Source organism: Saccharospirillum salsuginis (assembly GCF_014651855.1).
GTDB classification, from domain to species: domain Bacteria; phylum Pseudomonadota; class Gammaproteobacteria; order Pseudomonadales; family Natronospirillaceae; genus Saccharospirillum; species Saccharospirillum salsuginis.
Window position 1 is genome coordinate 235,058 of sequence record NZ_BMXR01000007.1, and the last position, 19,460, is coordinate 254,517.

The 19,460-nt window shown below is 60.0% G+C and carries 19 protein-coding genes; 6 read left to right on the forward strand and 13 right to left on the reverse strand.

What is annotated here, in order from left to right:
- Positions 1-154: 154 nt before the first annotated feature.
- Positions 155-1,309 (reverse strand): Wzz/FepE/Etk N-terminal domain-containing protein, encoded by a 1,155-nt coding sequence (locus tag IE111_RS15120; RefSeq protein WP_189610219.1) that lies wholly within the window; start codon positions 1,307-1,309, stop codon positions 155-157.
- 341 nt (positions 1,310-1,650) lie between these two features.
- Between IE111_RS15120 and IE111_RS15125 the strand changes: the two genes are divergently transcribed.
- The 3 genes from IE111_RS15125 (at position 1,651) to IE111_RS15135 (ending at position 4,747) form a co-directional block, all read left to right on the forward strand.
- The gene (locus IE111_RS15125) at positions 1,651-3,018 is read left to right on the forward strand and encodes a phosphohexomutase domain-containing protein (protein ID WP_189610222.1); all 1,368 of its coding nucleotides are present in this window, start codon (positions 1,651-1,653) and stop codon (positions 3,016-3,018) included.
- Positions 3,019-3,195: 177 nt separating this feature from the next.
- The gene (gene galE / locus IE111_RS15130) at positions 3,196-4,209 is read left to right on the forward strand and encodes a UDP-glucose 4-epimerase GalE (RefSeq protein ID WP_189610223.1); all 1,014 of its coding nucleotides are present in this window, start codon (positions 3,196-3,198) and stop codon (positions 4,207-4,209) included.
- 94 nt (positions 4,210-4,303) lie between these two features.
- Complete coding sequence (locus tag IE111_RS15135) at positions 4,304-4,747, forward strand: REP-associated tyrosine transposase (protein WP_189610225.1); 444 nt, start codon at positions 4,304-4,306, stop codon at positions 4,745-4,747.
- Positions 4,748-4,880: 133 nt separating this feature from the next.
- Here IE111_RS15135 and IE111_RS15140 read toward each other — a convergent pair whose 3' ends face one another.
- The 3 genes from IE111_RS15140 to IE111_RS15150 all read right to left on the reverse strand — a co-directional run bounded on the left by IE111_RS15140 (position 4,881) and on the right by IE111_RS15150 (position 9,588).
- A complete protein-coding gene (locus IE111_RS15140; RefSeq protein WP_189610227.1) occupies positions 4,881-6,788 on the reverse strand; it encodes a ribonuclease R family protein in 1,908 nt (635 codons plus the stop codon).
- A gap of 359 nt (positions 6,789-7,147) precedes the next feature.
- The gene (locus tag IE111_RS15145) at positions 7,148-8,197 is read right to left on the reverse strand and encodes a tetratricopeptide repeat protein (RefSeq protein WP_189610229.1); all 1,050 of its coding nucleotides are present in this window, start codon (positions 8,195-8,197) and stop codon (positions 7,148-7,150) included.
- Positions 8,198-8,199: 2 nt separating this feature from the next.
- The gene (locus tag IE111_RS15150) at positions 8,200-9,588 is read right to left on the reverse strand and encodes an adenylate/guanylate cyclase domain-containing protein (RefSeq protein WP_189610232.1); all 1,389 of its coding nucleotides are present in this window, start codon (positions 9,586-9,588) and stop codon (positions 8,200-8,202) included.
- 249 nt (positions 9,589-9,837) lie between these two features.
- On the opposite strand from IE111_RS15150, the gene IE111_RS15155 reads away from it, so the two are divergent.
- On the forward strand, positions 9,838-10,128 hold the full coding sequence (locus IE111_RS15155) for a hypothetical protein (RefSeq protein WP_189610234.1): 291 nt from the start codon (positions 9,838-9,840) through the stop codon (positions 10,126-10,128).
- Between the two features lie 121 nt (positions 10,129-10,249).
- On the opposite strand, the gene IE111_RS15160 is transcribed toward IE111_RS15155, so the two are convergent.
- Entirely contained in the window at positions 10,250-10,630 is a 381-nt protein-coding gene (locus IE111_RS15160) for a SirB2 family protein (protein WP_189610236.1), read from the reverse strand.
- Positions 10,631-10,728: 98 nt separating this feature from the next.
- On the opposite strand from IE111_RS15160, the gene IE111_RS15165 reads away from it, so the two are divergent.
- Entirely contained in the window at positions 10,729-11,835 is a 1,107-nt protein-coding gene (locus IE111_RS15165) for a mechanosensitive ion channel family protein (RefSeq protein WP_189610238.1), read from the forward strand.
- Between the two features lie 138 nt (positions 11,836-11,973).
- Here IE111_RS15165 and IE111_RS15170 read toward each other — a convergent pair whose 3' ends face one another.
- From IE111_RS15170 to IE111_RS15185, 4 genes are all read right to left on the reverse strand, one after another.
- On the reverse strand, positions 11,974-12,186 hold the full coding sequence (locus IE111_RS15170) for a Trm112 family protein (RefSeq protein ID WP_444544502.1): 213 nt from the start codon (positions 12,184-12,186) through the stop codon (positions 11,974-11,976).
- A complete protein-coding gene (gene yidD / locus IE111_RS15175) occupies positions 12,176-12,466 on the reverse strand; it encodes a membrane protein insertion efficiency factor YidD (protein ID WP_189610239.1) in 291 nt (96 codons plus the stop codon). The genes IE111_RS15170 and yidD overlap by 11 nt, the downstream gene beginning before the upstream one ends.
- Before the next feature lie 96 nt (positions 12,467-12,562).
- Positions 12,563-13,951 carry a cysteine--tRNA ligase gene (gene cysS, locus IE111_RS15180; RefSeq protein WP_189610241.1) on the reverse strand — a complete coding sequence of 463 codons (1,389 nt, stop codon included), beginning with the start codon at positions 13,949-13,951 and terminating at the stop codon, positions 12,563-12,565.
- Positions 13,952-14,509: 558 nt separating this feature from the next.
- Positions 14,510-15,364 (reverse strand): 6-carboxytetrahydropterin synthase, encoded by an 855-nt coding sequence (locus IE111_RS15185; RefSeq protein WP_189610243.1) that lies wholly within the window; start codon positions 15,362-15,364, stop codon positions 14,510-14,512.
- 245 nt (positions 15,365-15,609) lie between these two features.
- Between IE111_RS15185 and IE111_RS15190 the strand changes: the two genes are divergently transcribed.
- On the forward strand, positions 15,610-15,798 hold the full coding sequence (locus IE111_RS15190; RefSeq protein ID WP_189610245.1) for a hypothetical protein: 189 nt from the start codon (positions 15,610-15,612) through the stop codon (positions 15,796-15,798).
- On the opposite strand, the gene greB is transcribed toward IE111_RS15190, so the two are convergent.
- From greB to IE111_RS15210, 4 genes are all read right to left on the reverse strand, one after another.
- The gene (gene greB / locus IE111_RS15195; protein ID WP_189610247.1) at positions 15,767-16,282 is read right to left on the reverse strand and encodes a transcription elongation factor GreB; all 516 of its coding nucleotides are present in this window, start codon (positions 16,280-16,282) and stop codon (positions 15,767-15,769) included. The two genes, IE111_RS15190 and greB, sit on opposite strands and share 32 nt — an antisense overlap.
- The gene (gene mnmC, locus IE111_RS15200) at positions 16,279-18,240 is read right to left on the reverse strand and encodes a bifunctional tRNA (5-methylaminomethyl-2-thiouridine)(34)-methyltransferase MnmC2/FAD-dependent 5-carboxymethylaminomethyl-2-thiouridine(34) oxidoreductase MnmC1 (RefSeq protein ID WP_189610249.1); all 1,962 of its coding nucleotides are present in this window, start codon (positions 18,238-18,240) and stop codon (positions 16,279-16,281) included. The genes greB and mnmC overlap by 4 nt, the downstream gene beginning before the upstream one ends.
- Complete coding sequence (locus tag IE111_RS15205; RefSeq protein WP_189610252.1) at positions 18,240-18,590, reverse strand: hypothetical protein; 351 nt, start codon at positions 18,588-18,590, stop codon at positions 18,240-18,242. The genes mnmC and IE111_RS15205 overlap by 1 nt, the downstream gene beginning before the upstream one ends.
- A gap of 144 nt (positions 18,591-18,734) precedes the next feature.
- The gene (locus tag IE111_RS15210) at positions 18,735-19,412 is read right to left on the reverse strand and encodes a TIGR04211 family SH3 domain-containing protein (protein WP_189610254.1); all 678 of its coding nucleotides are present in this window, start codon (positions 19,410-19,412) and stop codon (positions 18,735-18,737) included.
- Positions 19,413-19,460 lie beyond the last annotated feature (48 nt).

The following is a 19,460-nucleotide window of genomic DNA, read 5'->3' on the forward strand; positions in this document are numbered from 1 at the left end:
TTTTTAAGTTTGGCCAGTTCCTATGGAGGAGGAGCTGTCGCGCACGGAGTGCGCTCCTACAGGCGGTATATGGTAGGAGCGCACTCCGTGCGCGATGAGTTTGCTCCCTCTCCCTTCGGGCGGTCCGACGTTTCGGGAAGGAGTGTACTGTTAATCAGTCGTCTTTCCGAATCGCCATCCGCACCAGTGCGATAAACAACCCCAGGAACCCGGCCAGCACCGTGGCCGCGATGGCGATCAGCGGGCGGTTGGGTTTCTCGGCGGAGCTGGGTATCCGGGCGGTGGCGCCGGCATCGAGCAATTGAACGTCGTTGATGTGGAAATTCTGCTCCTGCAAGGCCTTGATTTCACCCTGCAGCTGGCTCGGGGTGGTGACGACCACGGTCAGGTTGCCTTTTTCATCCACCACCTGTTCTTCAATGCCTTCCAGGAACAGTTGGTTGGCGCCATCGCCGTTCAGGCTTTCCAGCCGGGCTTGCAGGAAGCGGGTGCCGTGCAGGAAGAGGTCGTCTTCGGTGGCGGAGGTGTTGACCATCTGGACATTGCCGGCGCCGTGGACCAATGCCTCCCAACTGGTGGGGCTGTCGATATTCAGGGACTGGGCAACCGAGAGCGCCTGGCGAACCCGCTGTTGTTCCCGCATCAGGGTCGCTTCGGCGCTCTTCAGCAATTGCTCGTATTTGGATTCCGCCGTCTGGATACGGATGGACTTGACCGCGTTGATGTCGCTGATGGTGTCTTTCAGGGTCTTTTCTTCCGCCAGGGAGAGCAGTTCGTCGATGAATGCCTTGGCCTTGCGGGGTTGGGATGAGAGCAGGTTGACGCTGATTTTGTTCAGCGGTGTTTTTTCTTCGTTGGACAGTTCATAGAATTCATAGCGAACGGGTTCGACGAGCAGGCTGTCGGAGACGCCGCGAATGGCGGAGAAGGCCTCTTCTTCGGTTTGTGTGCCTCCGGCCGCGTTCTCGCCCATGCCGGTATTGGTATACGCCTGTTCGATCAGGTTCAGTGATTGAACGTTCAGTAAAAAGGTCTGCGTCAGCTCATCCAGCATGATGGGGCTGATCTGCTGCGCGAGGATGGGTTGTACAGCGGCCCGGTTGGGTTGGGTGACAATGGCTTCGACCCGGTATTGGCGTGGCAGTAACAGAGCCACGGCGACGCCGATGATGGCGCCGAGGACGGTAATGCCCAGTATCAACTTCCATTGCTCGATGATGCCCCGGAGCAGTTCGCCCAGATCGATGGTGTCATCGTCCGGGTGGGGGCGCAGGGAAGTCAGGTCCTGCCGGGTGTCCTTTGATGTCATGGTGGCCTCAGTACTGCGGATTCAAAGCGCGAGAGTATAGGGGAACGGCGTTTTCGCGCCAAGCGGGGAGAGGAGTCGTTCTCGTTTTGGGGGCACAGCTTGCGTTTCGCGATTGTTGGCGGATTGTAGGAGCGCAGTCCCCTGCGCGATGGTTTTGGCTCTGGTCCATTGTCTGTCGCGCACGGAGTGCGCTCCTACAGTATTGGAATGCGGTTGTGGTACGCATGCTGCCGCATAGGGACCATAGCCTTTGCGATGTATCGGTGCTAAGGGTCAAAAAAGGGCTGCAACTCCCCCCTTATGCTGCCTATAATCGACTCAAAGACCTAAGGGAGCGACTGATGACCACTTTGACCTGTTTTGGGGCGTACGACATTCGCGGTGAATTGGGTGTCGAACTGAACACGGACATTGCCTACCGCATCGGGCGGGCCTTTGCGGCCTATTTGAAGCCCAAGACCGTGGTGGTGGGGGGCGATGTTCGGGAGACGTCTCCTGAACTCAAAGAGGCCTTTGCCCGGGGGGTGATGGATTTCGGGGCGGATGTGATCGATATCGGCCTGTGCGGCACCGAAGAGGTGTATTTCGCGACCAAGCACCTGAAGGCCGATGGCGGCTGCATGGTGACGGCGAGCCACAACCCGATCAACTACAACGGCATGAAGATGGTTCGGGACGATTCCAAGCCGATCTCCCGGGATACCGGCCTGGACGACATCCGCACCATGGCCGAGGACGAGAGCTACGGCGAGAAGGCCGGCCAGCCCGGCACGCTGAAAGCCGTCGACAACAGCCAGGCCTACACCGACCATCTGGTCAGCTACCTCGACCTGTCCGATCTGCGTCCGACGAAACTGGTCACCAACGCCGGCAACGGCGCCGCCGGGCCGTCGCTGGACCGTCTGGAGGCCGCCTTGCAGGCCAAGGGCGCGCCCATTGAATTCGTGAAGATCAACAACGAGCCGGACGGCACCTTCCCGAACGGCATTCCCAACCCTCTGTTGCACGAGCAGCAACCGGTCACCAGTAAAGCCGTGCGCGATAACGGCGCGGACATGGGCATCGCCTGGGACGGGGATTTCGACCGCTGTTTCCTGTGGGATGAAGACGGCAATTTCATCGAAGGGTATTACATTGTCGGCCTGCTGGCCGAAGCCTTCCTGGTCAAGGAGCCGGGCTCCAAGATCGTCTATGACCCGCGTTTGACCTGGAACACCGTTGAAATAGTGGAATCGAACGGGGGCCAGGCGGTGATGTGCAAATCCGGCCATGCCTTCATCAAAGAGAAGATGCGCAAGGAAGACGCCATTTACGGCGGCGAGATGAGCGCACACCATTACTTTCGGGATTTCGCCTATTGCGACTCCGGCATGCTGCCCTGGCTGTTGGTTGTTGACCTGCTGAGCAAGAAGAAGTCCACGCTCAAGACGCTGGTCAGCGAGCGCATGTCCATGTACCCCTCGCCGGGGGAAATCAACAGCAAGGTGGCGGACGCCGACGCGACCATGACGCGTGTGTATGAAGCCTACAAGGCCGATGCGGTCTCCGAGGATCGGATCGACGGGCTGTCGCTGGAATTCGAGAATTGGCGTTTCAACCTGCGCAAATCCAACACCGAGCCGGTGATTCGACTGAATGTTGAGACCCGAGGCGATAAAGACTTGATGGATGAGAAGACGCAGGAGTTGTTGGCTTTGATTCGGCAGTGAGATTGGCTGGGCTTGGCCTTCTTATTATTTGACATTGTAGGAGCGCAGTCCCTTGCGCGATGGGTTGCCTGCGAGTGATCGGTCGCGCACGGAGTGCGCTCCTACATATATATTGCTTGAAAACGTTTTCAATGGTAATTTTGACGGATATTCACCACTTTTAGGGAGCTTCCCTCCATGACGGTTCTCGTCACCGGTGGCGCCGGTTACATCGGCAGTCACACCTGCATCGAACTGATTCAGGCCGGGCACGACATCCTGGTTCTGGACAATCTCGCCAACAGTTCTCCCGAATCCCTGCGCCGTGTCGAGGCCATTGTTGACAAGCCGATTCCGTTCGTGGAAGGAGACATTCGCGACGCGGACCTGCTGGACCGGTTATTTCGTGAGCACACTATCGATTCCGTCATACACTTCGCCGGCCTGAAGGCGGTGGGGGAGAGCACGGAGATTCCTCTGGATTATTACGAGAACAATGTCTGGGGTACCGTGAACCTGTTGCAGGTGATGAAGCGCCATGACATCACCAACATCGTGTTCAGCTCGTCGGCGACGGTCTACGGGGACCCGCATACGGTCCCGATCCAGGAAGATTTGCCGCTCAGCGCGACTAACCCCTATGGCCGCTCCAAGCTGATGATCGAGGACATACTGCGTGACCTGGCCAAGTCCGACGATCGCTGGCAGGTAGCGCTGTTGCGGTACTTCAACCCGGTGGGGGCGCACAAAAGCGGTACCATTGGCGAAGACCCGAACGGACGCCCCAACAACCTGATGCCGTTCATCACCCAAGTCGCCATTGGCAAATTGCCCGAGTTGAATGTGTTCGGCAGTGACTACGACACACCGGACGGTACCGGCGTGCGGGATTACATTCACGTGGTGGACCTCGCCAAGGGGCACGTCAAGGCGATCGAGAAGCTGACCAGCAAGCCTGGGTGTGTGGCATATAACCTGGGGACCGGTATCGGGTACAGCGTGTTGCAGATGGTGAAGGCGTTTGAGGAGGCGTCTGGTCGTGAGGTGCCGTATAAACTGGCCGATCGCCGCCCCGGGGATATCGCCTGTTGTTATGCCGACCCGGCGTTTGCCGAACGGGAGCTGGGTTGGAAAGCCGAGAAAGGGTTGAAGGAGATGGTCGAGGATTCGTGGCGGTGGCAGAGTGAGAATCCGCGGGGGTATAGAGAGTAGGTTTTTGTAGGAGCGCACGCCGTGCGCGACAGGATGGTGAGTTTGGCGTAGGGATGTCGCACACAGAGTGCGCTCCTACAGTAGGGAGACATCAATGAGGGATCGACGAAAGGGGTACCATTCACTACGAAAACATCGGTTTTCGCGTTCGAATCACTGTTATCACCTGGTCTTTAATACGAAATCAACTTTAAGGCCTTTCGAGTGTTTTGAAACAGCTCGTTCCTTTGTGCGGATCCTGAAGGGGCATGAGGAGGCTGGGAAGGCCCATACTCTGGCTTATTGTCTCATGCCAGACCATGTCCATTGGTTGGTTAAATTGGGAGACGATGAATTATCCACGCTGGTGAAGCGTGTTAAGTCTATGTCCACTTTGAGTATGGGGGTGTCGGTTTGGCAGCGTGGCTATTATGATCATTTGATCCGGGGAGAGGAGAGCTTGGTCAATGTTGCTCGCTATATCGTTCGGAATCCTTTGGCGGCGGGGTTAGTGGACTCCGTAGGGGACTATCCCCATTGGGATTCCGTTTGGTTGTAGGGGGGCTTTGAAGTTTATCCTGGCTTTCCATTTGCGGGAGCGCACTCCGTGCGCGACAGCCCTATACCAATAGTCTCATTCTGTCGCGCACGGAGTGCGCTCCTACGGGAGTCATGGGTGCGCCCCTGCCTGTTTAATCCACCAGTTTCAATTCCAGTTTCTGTCCGTCGTTTTTCGCGATCTTCACTTGGACCGGTTGGTTCAGCACGAACGATCGCTTCTCTCCTTTCATCATCATCCGCAGCGGGTCGTAGCTGTATTTCTCGTCGCCGCCTCGAAGGTCGATGAAGCCGCTGGCGCCGTTGTCGTCCAGTTGGGCGATGAGGCCGCCTGAGTTGATGTGGACGATGGTGGCCTGCCAGGTTTGATCCGGTTGGTCGGCGAGCCATTGCAGGCGCAGGCGGTTTTCGACGTCGTTGGCGGCTTTTCGGCTGTTGATCAGGCGGTCATTGAGGTCGTCGACCAGTTCCTGGGGGATCTCGTAGGCTTGGTCCGCGAGTTTGGCGTGGATCAGCCGGTGCAGGGTGAGGTCGGTGTATTTGCGGATGGGGCTGGTGACGGTGGTGTATTGCTCAAAACCCAGGCCGTAGTGCGGTGCGGCTTTCGCGGACCAGGCGCCGCGTTCGAGGCGTTTTTGCAGGACGGTTTGCAGTGGAAAGTCGTCCTTCTGGCGGGCGGTCCGCATGATGGTTTTGTAGCCTTCGAAGTCGTTGCCGTCGGTCTCGGCGATGTCGCGTGCGAATTCGCGCAGCAGGCCTTTGAGCTCGTCTTCGCGTTCGGCGCGGAAGCCCGGGTGGGTCATGAACAAGGCCTCGTCCTCGACCAGCCAGGCGGCGGCGATGCGGTTGGCCGCGAGCATGCATTCCTCGACCAGGTTGTGGGCCGTGGTGCGTTCTTCTTTCTCGACACCGGTGACGTTCAGGTCGTCATCGACCCGGATGCGGTAGTCCGGCCGGTCGTTCATTACCAGGGCGTGATTGTGGCGCCACTCGTTCAGGGCCTTGCAGCACTGCTTCAGGGTTTCCAGATGCCAGTGCGCGGCGGGGATGGGTTCGCGTCCGTCCAGCCAATTGCTGACCTGGGTGTAGCTGAGCTTGGCGGTGCTGCGAATGACCGCCGGGGTGACGGCCAGTTTGCTCAAAGCGCCGTCGGTGGCGACGCGGATGTGGAACACCAGGGCCAGTCGGTCTTTCTCGGGGACCAGCGACGCCAGATCGTGAGCCACCCGCTCGGGCAGCATGCCGATCGGCCGGCCGGGCAGGTAGGTGGTGGTCAGGCGTTCGCGGGCGCCCTGGTCGAGCGCGGAATCGGCACCGAAGAGGGCGGCCGGGTCGGCGATGGCGATGCGCAGCAGCCAGCCGTCGTCGGTCTCCTCGGCGAAGAGGGCGTCGTCCATGTCCTGGGTCGTGTCGGCGTCGATGGTGACGAAGGGAATCTCGGTCAAATCTTCCCGCCCCTTGGCTTGCTCGGCGATGGTGTCTTCGCTGAGTTCATGGGCGGCGTCGACCAGTTTCTGTTCGAACTCCGGCTTCAAACCGTGTTTTTCGATGGCCAGCGCGTGCCAGGTGCCCCCTTCCTGTTCGGAGCCCATGATGGCGACGATTTCGGCCTGGGCCTTGCCGGTTTCCCAGGGGTGGCGGGTGACCCGGGCCTTGACCCATTGACCGTCTTTGGCCTCGCGGGTTTTCTTAGGTGGCACAAACAGCCATTTACTGTGGCCGGATGCTTCCGGCTCCACGCCCTGGGCTTTACCGCGTTCGACGTAGCGGCCGACAAATTCGGAAAACGGACTGTCGACGAGTTTTTCCAGAGTCGCGCGGACCTTGCCGTCGCTTTGCTCCTCGACCGTGAATTCGACCCGGTCGCCGGGGAACACTTTGCTCATGCCTTCGGGGGGCAGGAAATATTCCAGGTCGTCATCGGCGACGACAAAGCCGAAGCTGCGCCCAGTCCCCTTGATGGTGCCGGTATGCACCGGCTTGCTGGATTTGATGTCGGTCTTGAGGGATTGCAGCTGCGCGAGGGAGTTGGCGTCAAGCATAGATAACCTGGTTGCACACGTTTCAGTCTTAAGTGGCCGCGCAGTATAACGGAATCGGCCGCGGATTTTGATAAGCTGAGGGCGGAAAAAAACACGGCGGAGCCTATCATGGCCGATGTTCGATCACTGGATGCCTTTCGAAAACGCAAACGCAAGGAAACCGCCTCGGGGAAGACCTTGTGCCGGAACGGGCGGCACAAGTGGGTGGTGGACCGTAAGGCTGAGTTTGATGTGAAGCGGGGGCGGTTGGTGACGCGGTATCGGTGTGAGCGGTGTGGGGAGGTGAAGGTTAGGGCGGAATAAAAGGGTCGCGCACGGAGTGCGCTCCTACGTGAGAGCGCACGTTGTGCGCGACCTGATCAATCCCCCCACCGATCCAGATTCTTCAAAAACGTCTCGGCCCGCTGGGCGCTGGCCTGCAGTTCCGGGTCGTCGGGTTTGAGCTGCAAGGCTTCCTGCCAGACTTCCAGGGCTTCCTGCAGGAACCCCTGGCCGTACAGTAATCGACCCCGCTCAAGCAGCGCATTGGCTTCCCGGTCGATGCGTTCCTGCAGTTGTTCGTCGAACGGTTCGGCGGCGTCGGAGTTGATCTCTTTCATTTCCGATACCAGGCGGCGTGCGCCGAGCAGGTCGTTGAGTTGGAGGGCCTGACGAAAGCTGGATTCGAGCACGGGCCATTGGCGTTCGGCCACGGCGGCCTGCTCCTCGCGGGCGGCGGTGCGGTCGGCCCGGGCGGCCTGCTGGATACTGGTCAGCAGTTCCTGGCTGAGGTCGTTGGGGGCCAGCCTGTTGGACAGCGACAGGGCCTGGATGGCGGTGGGCGTGTCGTTTTCGTACAGCGATTGTTTGCCGACGACGTATAGCTCGCGGGAGACTTGTTTGAGGTCCTCCTGAAACCGACGATAACGCTGTTGGGCGAAGAAGTTGTCCGGGTTGGCCTTGAGCAGGTTTTCCTCGCTGTCGCGAATCGCCAGCAGGTAGCGGCCCCGCGCGAGGAGAATGGATTGTTCGCTCTCGTGAACACTGGCGAGACGGCGCTCCTCGTATTCCTGGCGCTGGGCACGCAATTCCGGGGCTTCGGGCAGATTGAACAGCGCCCGATCCAACACCTTGACCGCCTCGGCCCATTCCTGTTCGCGCTCGAATTGCTGGGCTTCATCCAGCGTCTCCTCGATGTACTGCTCGCGCTTGGCTTCGATGACGCCGGTGCGCTGGCGTAATTCGGTGTACTGCTCGTGCTCCGGCTCCAGCGCGGCGATGGTGTCGAGGGCTCTGTCGTATTGGTGGTTTTCAACCCAGAAATCGATCTGGGCGTCGACGTTGCCCTGGCGGGCGTAGAACTGGGCGCAGCCCGAGAGCACCAGGGAAAACGCGATCAGCGCGAGTAAGGTGAGCCGTTTCAACATCATAATCAGGATCCGGTCTTCTCGTGGCCCAGGCTTGGAAGGCTGGATTCTTCAGGCCAGTTGTCGATGGTCAGAGTTTCGATGGGGGTCTGAAAGCCCTTAACCTGGATGCTCTGGGTTTCGTGCGCCTGGAGCGGGTGCCTGCGGGTCAGGGCGGCATAAAACGCCTTGTCTGTCATGACCTGGCCGGGCGCGGCCAGGTCGCACAGACGCGAGGCGAGGTTGGCCGGTTCGCCGATGACGGTGTACTGCATCCGTTCGTGCGAGCCGAGCAGGCCGGCGAGCACGGTGCCACCGCTCAGGCCGATGCGAATGTCGAGGCAGGGGTCGCCCGCCTTGGCCCGCAATTCGTTCAGGGTGTGTATGCGTTCGCGAATCTGGAGCGCGCACTTCATGGCGTGGTAACGGTGTTCCGGGTCCGGCTGGGGACAGCCGAAAATCAGCATGGCGCAGTCGCCGATGTATTTGTCAACATTGCCGTTGAATTGGTGGCAGGTATTGGCGAATTCGGTGAAGTAGAGGTTGAGCACCTCGGCGATTTCCTCCGGGTGACGCCCTTCGCTGAAGGCGGTGTAGCCGACCAGGTCGACGAAGACCACGCTGGCGTCCACCCGCTTGCCTTCCTGCTTCAGTTCGACGTTGTCCTGGGCCATGTAGCGGGCGGCCACCGGGTCGCTGACGAAGCGGGAAAACAACCGTTCGACCCGTTGTTTCTCTTCCAGCCCCTTGGCCATGTTGTTGAACGCCTTGGTCAGGTCGCTGAATTCCCCCCGATGCGTACCGCGAATGCGAAAACCATAGTGGCCGGACTCGATGGCGCGGGTCCCCTGGATCAAATCCCGGACCGGCTTGCCCAACGACTGACCGAGGCGGACGGCCACCAGGGTGATGGACAGAACCAGTAATGTGACCACGATGATGCCGGACTGAATGACACCCTGCTGGCTGGCCAGCAGGTGGGATTTGTCCATACCCACCCAGGCCGCGCCGCCGCTGACGCCGCGAAAAACGACCGGCGCATAGAACCAGACAATGTCATTGTCGGCGGTCAATGAGCCGGCGTTCTTGAAGGCGTTGACGTCGGACAGGGTCGGTAGGCTGCGACCGGCGTCCGCAAGAATGTCGCCATCCTTGTTTATAACGGCAGCCGAGACGACCGACGGTTGGTCGGACAGCGAGAACACCAGGTTGCCGAGCGCCAACTGGTCTTCGGTGAACATGGGTTCGACCGAAGCCGCGCTCAACTGGGAGGCGAGGGTGGCGCCGGTGGCGTTGAACTGGGATTCCATCATCGAAAACTGGCGGTATACCAGGGTATACCCCAGGATGCACGACGCCACCAGAACCAGTAGCGTCATAAGCAGCGCCAGTTTATGGCCAAAGTGCCATTTCATTCGGTAATCCGTTGTCTGGAATACGGGGTGTACAGACTAGCACGAGACGTCAGCAGGCGGGGAGGTACTGCGGCATCCTCCGGGAGCTTCAACGTCCCGGTTGGTCTTTGCTGGAAAGCATTATAATGTGGTCTGTTTGGCATTTTTAAGGAAAAACTGAAAACTTCCCGTCAAAGTGTGGGGCAGTTATCGGATTTCTCGCACTAAAGTCCTATCCTTGTGGCTCGATAGCCGTTAGAATTCGTGGCCATGAGTGAATCCTTTTCATTAGTCAGTTTCTTTTCAACCGCCCAATGGGTGGTTGCCTTTCTGTTTGTACCGCTGGTGTGCTGGTACGAATGGTCGCGCTCGACCCTGGTTTGCCGCTGGTGCGCTCTGGTTACCGGCTATACCGTGCAGATGGGGCTGGTGGTTGCGCTCATCGACAGCGGTTTTTCTCTGCAAGCGGTGATTATGCTGGCGTCTGTGGCGGCTTATGCCTGGATCAAGCTGATGACCGGGTGGTTGCCGACCGAGCGTAAGGCGTCTGTTTCTTCCTGATTGGTTAGACCCTCTCCGATGTGTCGGATCACCCCTGCCTTGACTGATTTCCTGTAGGAGCGTACTCCGTGCGCGATTTGATTAACCTGTGGCTCTATTGTGTCGCGCACGGAGTGCGCTCCTACAGCTGCCAGGGCCACGGCCAGTGGCTGAACGCCACCCATCCGATATACCCGAACGTCATCACCGCCAGCACAAACGCCAGCCCCTGAAACCAGGCCGGGCCGCGTTGCTTGATGACCAGGGTCCCCAGCCCGATGTAGACCACCAGAGCGACCACCTTGGCCGTCAGCCAGCCGTGGACGAACGGGTATTGCTGGATCATAAACGCCAGTACCAGGGCGGCGATCAGCAGCAGGGTGTCGTTGATGTGCGGTGCGACCCGGACCCATTTCCTGTGCATCACCGGATGCTTCATCCATGTCAACACGGCGCGGGCGATGAACCCGGTGATGGACAGGGCGGCCAGTGTCATATGAAAATGCTTGATAATCATGTACATAGTGTGGACCTGTTGGACGTCTGACGATTTCCGACCAGTGTATCATGGGTTGATCGTCGGTCTTCGCACGGGTTCGCAATCGATAAAGGGGAAAAGGCATGGAAGAGAATGTCAACGGAGCGGTCAACTGGTTGGCGCGCTTGTTGAGTTTGAGTCAGGAACACACCTGGATCATGCAGGCCTTCGTGATCGTGTTGCTGACGCTGATTGTCAGTTACATCGTCAAGAAGGTGTTCGACCGTCTGGAGACAGCCTCCCAGAAGACCAAGACCTTCTGGGATGACCTGCTGATCCGGTCCGCCCGCAAGCCGGTTCGGCTGTTTATCTGGTTGAACGGTTTGCTATGGGCCACGGACGTGGTCAAGAAGGTCTCCGAGGAGCCTATTTTCGACTTTGTCGATCCGGTGCGGGAGGTGTCCTTCATCGTGATCTTCGCCTGGTTCATGGTCAGCCTGATCCATAAAGGCGAAGAGACGGTTCAGGACCCGGCTAACGTGAAAAAGCCGCTGGACGCCACCACGGCCTCGGCGCTGGGCAAGTTGCTGCGTTTCTCGGTGTTGATTACCACGGCGCTGGTTGTACTGCAGTCGCTGGGTTTTTCGGTTTCTGGGGTGCTCGCGTTCGGCGGTATCGGCGGCATCGCGATCGGTTTCGCGGCGAAGGATCTGCTGGCCAACTTTTTCGGCGGCCTGATGGTGTATCTGGATCAGCCGTTTAAAGTTGGCGACTGGGTGCGTTCGCCGGACAAGGAAATCGAGGGCACGGTGGAAAACATCGGCTGGCGCTTGACGCGCATTCGCACCTTCGACAAGCGACCGCTGTACGTACCCAACGCGACCTTCGCCAGCATTTCCGTGGAGAACCCGTCCCGTATGCTGAACCGGCGGATATTCGAGACCATTGGTGTGCGATACGAGGACGCGACCAAGGTGGCGACCATTGTCGCGGAAGTGAAGGAGATGCTGCAGAACCATGAAGAGATCGACACCACTGCGACCCTGATCGTCAACGTGAATAAGTTCGCGGCGTCATCGATCGATTTCTTCGTGTACACCTTCACCAAGACAACGGAGTGGGTGAAGTTTCATGAGATCAAGCAGGACGTGATGTTGCAGATCATCGATATTATTGATCGGAATGGAGCGGAGATCGCGTTTCCGACTCAGACGATTCATATGGCGCCTGGGGAGGAGCCGGAGGAGTAGGAGCGCACGCCGTGCGCGACTTGGTGTATGCGGCCGTCTCTCCTTTTTGTGCCCGAGTCGATTCGGTGGCTTGGACTACCGGTCGCGCATGGCGCCGCGTGCGGACCATGGCTCCTACAGGGAATCCGGCGTGCGCTCCTACACGTGCGTACTCTTCTTCGACAGCCAGAACTCATACTCCTCCTGCCCCAGGGCCCGTGCCTCGTCCTCCAGCATCACCGGAATCCCGTCGCGGATGGGGTAGGCCAGTTTGGCGGCGGTGGAGATCAGTTCATTTTTCTCGCGGTCGATCTGCAGCGGTGCCTTGGTGACCGGGCAGACCAGGATGTTGAGCAGTTGTTTATCGATCATCATGACGACAGTCCTCGTTGCTGTCTGAATCTTCAGTGCTGTCTGTATCGTTGTATTCGGGCAGTGGCACGCCGGGTACCGGGTCGATGCCGCCTTCGCAGCCCGGGTGGCACCGGGCGATGCGTTTAATCGCCAACCAGCCGCCTTTGATGGCGCCATGGTGTTTGAGCGCGATCATGGCGTATTCCGAGCAGGTCGGGTAGTAGCGGCAGCGCGGGCCCAACAGCGGGCTGATGAGCCAGCGGTAGAGTTGGACCAGGGCGATCAGGGGGTATTTCATCGTTCGAGTGCCCATGTTTGTTGGATTACGGCCTTCGGCCTAATCCAACCTACGTGCTGCAGTGGCTGCATTGAACTCGTGGTTCGGATGCCCAATTTACCCTTCCCGCGACCAACGTGTTCCTTCCCTTGTATCCTGAATCACCACTCCTTTTTCCTTCAATTCGTCCCGAATCGCATCCGCACGGGCAAAGTCTTTGGCTTTCTTGGCATCCTGCCGTGCTTGAATCAGCGCTTCAATCTCGTCCTCGGTCAGGCCGCCTTCGCCGCCATCTCCCTTGAACCAGCTTTCCGGGTCTTCCTGCAGCAACCCGAGCACGCCGCAAACACTGATGATCTCACCCTTGATGCGCGCGCGTTCGGCTTTGTCTTCGGTCTTGAAGAATCGACCGGACGCTTCGTGCAGCGCGGCCAGCGCCTTGGGCGTATTCAGGTCGTCGAGCAGCGCCTGGATGGCCTCGAGGGACAGCAGGTCGGCTGGCATATCCGGCTCCAGGTCTTCGCTGTCGCGCAGAACAGTGTAGAGCCGGTCGAGCGTCTGACGGCTCTGGTGAATCAGCTGTTCGGACCAGTTCAGGTTGGACCGGTAGTGGGCCGAGAGCAGCGCCAGGCGCACCAGTTCGCCCGGGAAAGCATCCAGAACGTCGCGCAGCAGCGTGAAATTGCCCAATGATTTGGACATTTTCTCGCCTTCGACGTCGAGCATGGCGTTGTGCACCCAGTACCGGGCATAACCGTGGCTGTCCGGTACGCAGCACTTGCCTTGCGCCATTTCGTTCTCATGGTGCGGGAAGACAAGATCGCTGCCGCCGCCGTGAATGTCGATGGTCTCGCCCAGGTGGTGCATGATCATCGCGGTGCACTCGATGTGCCAGCCGGGGCGGCCTCGCCCCCAGGGGCTGTCCCAGCCGGGCAGGTCGTCGCTGGAGGGTTTCCAGAGTACGAAGTCCATCGGGTTGCGTTTGTAGTCGGCGACTTCAACGCGGGCGCCGGCGAGCATGTCGTCCAGGTTGCGGTGCGACAGGCGGCCGTAGTCGTCCATGGATTCGACGGCGAACAGAACATGCCCTTCGGATTCGTAGGCATGGCCGCGCTCGATCAACCGCTGGATGATGTCGATGATCTGCGGGATGTGTTCGGTGGCCTTGGGTTGCAGCGTGGGGACCTGGTTGCCCAGGCGCTGCATGTCGTCGGCATAGGCTTCGGTAAACCGCTCGGCATACTGTTTGATGTCGACGCCTTCTTCTTTGGCGGAAGCGTTGATTTTGTCGTCCACGTCGGTGATGTTTCGGGCGAAGATGACGTTGGGGTAGAGCTTCTGCAACAGGCGGTTCAACAGGTCGAAGACGACGGCGGAGCGGCCGTTGCCGACATGGACGTAGTTGTAGACGGTCGGACCACAGGCGTAGAAGGTGACTCTGTTCGGATCTTGAGGTTCAAAGACTTCTTTCTTTCCGGACAGGGTATTGTAGAGATAAAGCGTCATTCTATGGTTCCGACGGTTGGGTTGGTTACTGTGGTTTGTTGGGGTGGTGGTTGAACCCGCGCCCGCTACAGGGGGTGCTCATTCGGGGTCGCCGTGAATACGTCCATGTAGGCTTGGCCTCGGCATCCATGCCTCAGACACCCCCGACTGAGCACCCCCTGCATCGGTCGCTAGCCCTACCGGCCATGACCGTATGCTAACAAACATGTTTGTTGCATATATCTCAAGTTTCTTAGGTCGGATCGATCCAACGGTTTGGTAACCGCAGGCGTAATCCAGCATTCGATATTGTGGCTCTCAAACCTAAGCGGGTTGATCTTGTTGGATTACGCCTTCGGCTAATCCAACCTACCTACTATCCACTATGTCCACTTAGGCTAGCGCAGGGGGCCGGGTAGACCCAGCCAGGGATGTCGGCAGCATGGATGCTGCCGCCAAGCCCCCATGGATGGGTTCACGGCGACCCTGGATGGGTCTACCCGGCCGCCTGTGCGGGTTTTGGCACAATAGTGTACTTAGTCAATGTAACCCTAAGTCTACCATTCGCAGGACGAGCGGTCATGGCCGGTGTTCGGCGATGGCGCCTTTCATGACCCCTTCGTAGGCTTTGACGGTCCAGCGGTCGTTCGGGTATTCGCGTCCGAGTTCGGTGGCGATGTAATGGGCGATAAGTTCGACCGTGGTGTCCGTGTCTAACGTGCAGGTGTGGTCTTCGGGCAGCCAGACGTCGAAGCGGCCTTGTTCGGCGTCGTAGCCGACGTGCGTGAGGCCGGGCAGGTCGCTGTCCTGAAGGTCTTCGCGGGTGATGAGGTAGATGTCCTGGAAACGGGCGGCCCAGTCGCGTTCGATGTCGTGGTCGCGGGTGCCGTTGCGACGAATGTCGATCCGGGAGCGGTGGCCGTGGCAAATGCGTTGGCAGTCGCCCTGGTGTTTTTTCAGGCCGTGGGAGTAGTGGTAGAACGCCGTGTCGATCTCCTCCACACGGAGGTTCAGGCGAACCCGGGTGACGTTGTCGGGGACGAGGGTGTTGAGGTGCGCTTCGAGCATCGGCGCGACGCTGTCGATGCTGATGTCGTCGGTCTCGACCAGGAAAACGGCTTCGCGCGGGCTTTGGTAACGGAAGTGGACACGGTCATTCACGACGTATTCGGCGTGGATGCGTTCCCGGTTGTCGGGCTCCTCGATCGTCAGGCCCGGCAGGTTGGCGGGCAGGACGAGGGTGTGGTCCATGCCGGAGTCGAGGGCCTGTTTGAGCAGTTTTTTGACATGGCCGAAGTCGAAGACCATGCCTTCGTCGTTGAGGTCGCCATCGAGTTCGACATCGACGATCCAGCTTTCCCCGACGACACCGCGTTTGGGGTGGAAGTAGCTGAAGTCGAGGACGGTGAGGTGGTCGACAAAAAGGCGGCTCATAGTGGGTCCGGTGTTGAATTGGGCGTGAATTTTAGCAGGTTGGTAGAGGGTATGGCACCTGGTTGGCTTTGTAGGAGCGTACGCCGTGCGCGACATGGAGCCGGTGGAACCTTGTTAATGTCGCGCACGGAGTGCGCTCCTACGGGGAGAGTATGGCGCGCGCTGTTGCAGGGAGAGCCTGGCTTTGGTTGTCGCGCACGGCGTGCGCTCCTACAATAAAGGGGCACCCCCACCAGGACGCCGCCGTGAAAAAAGTCGACCGTTACCTGCAAGCCGGGCTGAAGGCGCGTGAGATGCGCAAGAGCCTGGGCTATTCCTACCTGGCGGCGGAAGAGATCATCCGCTCGATGCGGGCTCTGCGCGAGGCCTTGCCGAAGCCGGATGCGAAGTCGAAATCCCTGCCTAGTCCTCCTTTGGAGGACCCTGATAGCTGATATCGGTGATCCAGTATTCGGTCTCGCCCTTGGGCGTTCGGACGACGATTTCGTCGTCGACCTGCTTTTTCAGCAGTGCCCGGGCCATGGGTGAGTCGATGCTGATGTAGCGTTTGTCGGCGTCGAATTCGTCGGGGCCGACCAGGCGCAACACCTGCGGGGTCTCGTCTTCGTCGACGATGCGGACCCAGGCGCCGAAGAAGACGCGGTCGGCGTTGTCCGGCAGGCTGTCGACCACTTTCAGCGATTCCAGTCGTTTGCTCAAAAACCGCACCCGGCGGTCGATTTCGCGCAGGCGCTTCTTGCCGTAGATGTACTCGGCGTTCTCGGAGCGGTCGCCCTGTTTGGCGGCGTCGGAGACTTCCTGGGTGACCAGCGGGCGTTCCACTTTCCACAGTTGATGCAGTTCCTCGCGCAGTCGGGCTTCGCCTTCGGGCGTGATGTAGGGGCTGCTGCGGGGACGGGGTGGTCGATATCGGCTCATCGTTTGCCTCGAATCATCGATCGGATCGCAAAGCGATTGGGGTTCAGGTGGTTGGCCAGGCTGTGCGGTACCGGCATGGGTTCGCCGTTCAGCCAGGCGGCCAGCAGTTTGGCGGTCAAGGGTACGGAACACAGGCCCTTGGATCCATGGCCGATGTTGATCCAGAGCCCGTTGTGCCAGGGAGGTGGCGGCAATCGCCGGGTCAGTCGTTTTTGCAGCGGGACGCGGTATAGGGCGTCGAACGCCTCCGCGTCGAGCAGGGGGCCGACCATGGGCAGGTAGTCCGGTGAAGCGCAGCGGACGCCGGCGCGGGCCCCGGTCACGGTCTCAAAGGGGCCTATGACACCGGGCAGGCGGTCCTGCAGAGCGTTGAGGTTGTCCGCGTCGTCTTCCGGCCGGGTCTCGGTGCCGGTGTCTTTCAGGTGGAAGGTGGCACCGAGACAGTGCTGGCCGTCGTGCGCCGGGACCAGGTAGCGGTCGGAACACAGAACGGTTTTCAGGTCGCTGACGGCGCCCTGGCTTGAGATCCGGGTGACCTGGCCGGCGATCGGGCGGACCGGCAGGTAGGCGCTGGCCGGCAGTCGAGCGCTTTCCCAGGCCGTGGCCAGGATGACGGTCGGGCTGTCGAATGTAATGGAGCCCCGATGGGTATCGCAGGTCAGTTGCCATCCCGTGGTGGTCTGTAACAGACCGGTAAGTCGATGACCGGTCAACACGCGGATGTTGGGGTGGTCAAGCCGGTCCGCGACCAGATCGGCCGGGCTGACCCAGCCGCCGCCGGAAAAATACAGCGCCTGCGCACCCAGCCGGACGCCGGCCCGTGTTTCGGCGGTTTCCGTGTCGATGAGGGACACCAGGCTGTCCGGAAAGGGGTTGTGCGCCTGAAAGCGGTCGAAGCGAGCGGCTTCCTTGGTACCCTGATTCAGTTGCAGCAACCCGCAGGTTTGATGCGCCACGTGCTCGGGCAGGCGGGCCAGTCGCGCCTGGGCCAGTTCCAGCGCCTGGGCATAGAAGCGATTGCTGGCGGAGTCGTCATGGGACAGACGGGCGTAGACCGCTCCCTGGGCGTTGCCGGAGGCGCCGGCGGCCGGGGATTCGGCCTGTTCCAGGACGGTCACGGTCCAGCCGCGCCGGGCCAGTTCCCAAGCCGTGTGCGCCCCGGCGAGCCCCGCACCGACGACTACAACTTCGCGTCGTGTTCCAGGTTCCGGCCAGGCCCATTCGTTGCGTGGCCACAGGCCCGGTTGAGGCGGCCCGCAGCGGCCGGTAAACCGAGCCTGCACCATGTTGCGCTTGCGGCCGTAGCCTTTCACCCGTTCCACCTCGAAACCGGCCCCGGCCAGGCCTTCGCGCACGACTCGGGCCGACGTGAAGGTGGCCGCTGTGGCGCCGGGCTTGCTGAGCCGGGCCATGGCCTCGAACACAGGGGGTTGCCAGAGTTCCGGGTTTTTCGAAGGGGCGAAGCCGTCCAGAAACCAGGCGTTCACGTGGGCGTTCAGGTCGGCCAGGGTGTCGTTGGCATCGCCGAACAGCAGCAACAGATCGACCCGGTCGTCCAGTTCGACGCAGTGGTGGCCTTCGAATCGATGCGGGTAACGTTCAACCAGTCGCGCCAGCAGCGGTGACAGTTCCGGCCAGTGATCGAGACTGGTGCCGATTTCCTCGCGGCTGAGCGGGTATCGCTCGGTGCTGACGAAGACCAGACGGGCGGATGCCGGCGCGCACTCGCGAAACCGTTGCCAGGTCGCCAGACAGTTCAGGCCGGTACCGAACCCGGTTTCGACGATGGTGAACACTTCGCCTGGCCGCATGGCGCGAAAACGCTCGGTCAGCCGGTTGTGGTCCAGGAACACAAAGCGACTTTCCGCCAGGCCGTCATCGCGGGAGAAATAGACGTCGTCGTATCGGGCCGAGCGGGGTGTGCCGTCCGGCGTCAGTTCCAGTTCGGGCGTGTCCATCAGTGGGTTGTGGGCAGGTCCAGCAGGTGGTTGAGCCAGGTTTCGAACAATTGTTTGGGCAGGACCACATCGCCCAGCGAAAAGCGATTCAGCTCTTCCAGGGTGTACTGGGTGGCGAGGTAGAGTTCCCACTGCACAACGACATCGTCGGCGATGTCGAGAGCCTGTTCGGGCGTCGCGGGCAGTTCGTTGTCCGGTTCGCGGTCATAGTGTTCGGCGAAGCGGGCGCACCACTCGACGATCTGGAAGTGACTGAATCGGGACATGGAACCCAGCAAGCCCTGACTCAGCAGATCCGCCAGATTGGACAGGGTGTAGGCTTTATCGATGGGTTCGTTGGACCAGGCCATGGTGTCATCCGTTGAATTTTCGACGGAGTTTATCACGCGGGGAGGACCGGGGTGTAGGAGCCATGATCCGGACCGGCGCTGTGCGCGACATGAGGGTGGAGGCGTTGTCCCAATTGTCGCGCACGGCGTGCGCTCCTACCCATTTTATGCCCAGCTGTCGCGACGCTTGGAGCGCATTCTCGGCAGCAGCAGACCCAGGATGGTGCCCAGGACGATCAGTCCGCCACCGGCCATCAGCATGCGGCTTTCCCGGCTTTCCTGGAGGTTGCTGAGTTTGGATTGGGCCAGGTCGAGGTCGTTTTTCAGGCTGGCGTTTTCCTGCGCCAGTTCCTGGTTGTGCTGGTCCAGTTGAATGGCGTTTTCACTGACCTGTTTGATGCTTTGCAGTTCGTCGCTCAGGCGGGCGTTTTCCGAACGCAGGGTTTCCAGTTCCCCGTTTACATCGCCCTTGTCGGCGAGTAGATCCTTGTATTTGGTGTCCAGCTCTTCGAGTTGGCGCTGGAGCTCGTCCCGTTCGGCCTGCACATTGGCGATGCGGATTTCGGAGGTGGGTTCGTCCTGCAGGAAGCGTTCGGGAACCCAGCCTTCGATGCCTTCTTCGGTGCGAACGTGCAGGTAGCCGTTGTTCGGCTCATCCTCCAGCGTTTCCATGCGGGTGCCGGAAGGAATGGTTTTCAGAATGCGGAACTGATCGCCCGCTCCGGTTCGAACGTTGACCCAGAGTTCATCGCTGAGCCAGTAGGTGGCGCTGAATGCGGAGCCGCTGATCAGGGCCGTTGCGATCAAGCCAAGAATCGGTTTCAGGAAGGTGGAGCGTGTCATTGCGTTGAATTCTCGTCGATTTTCAGGTGCCCGGGCGGGGCCTTGGGT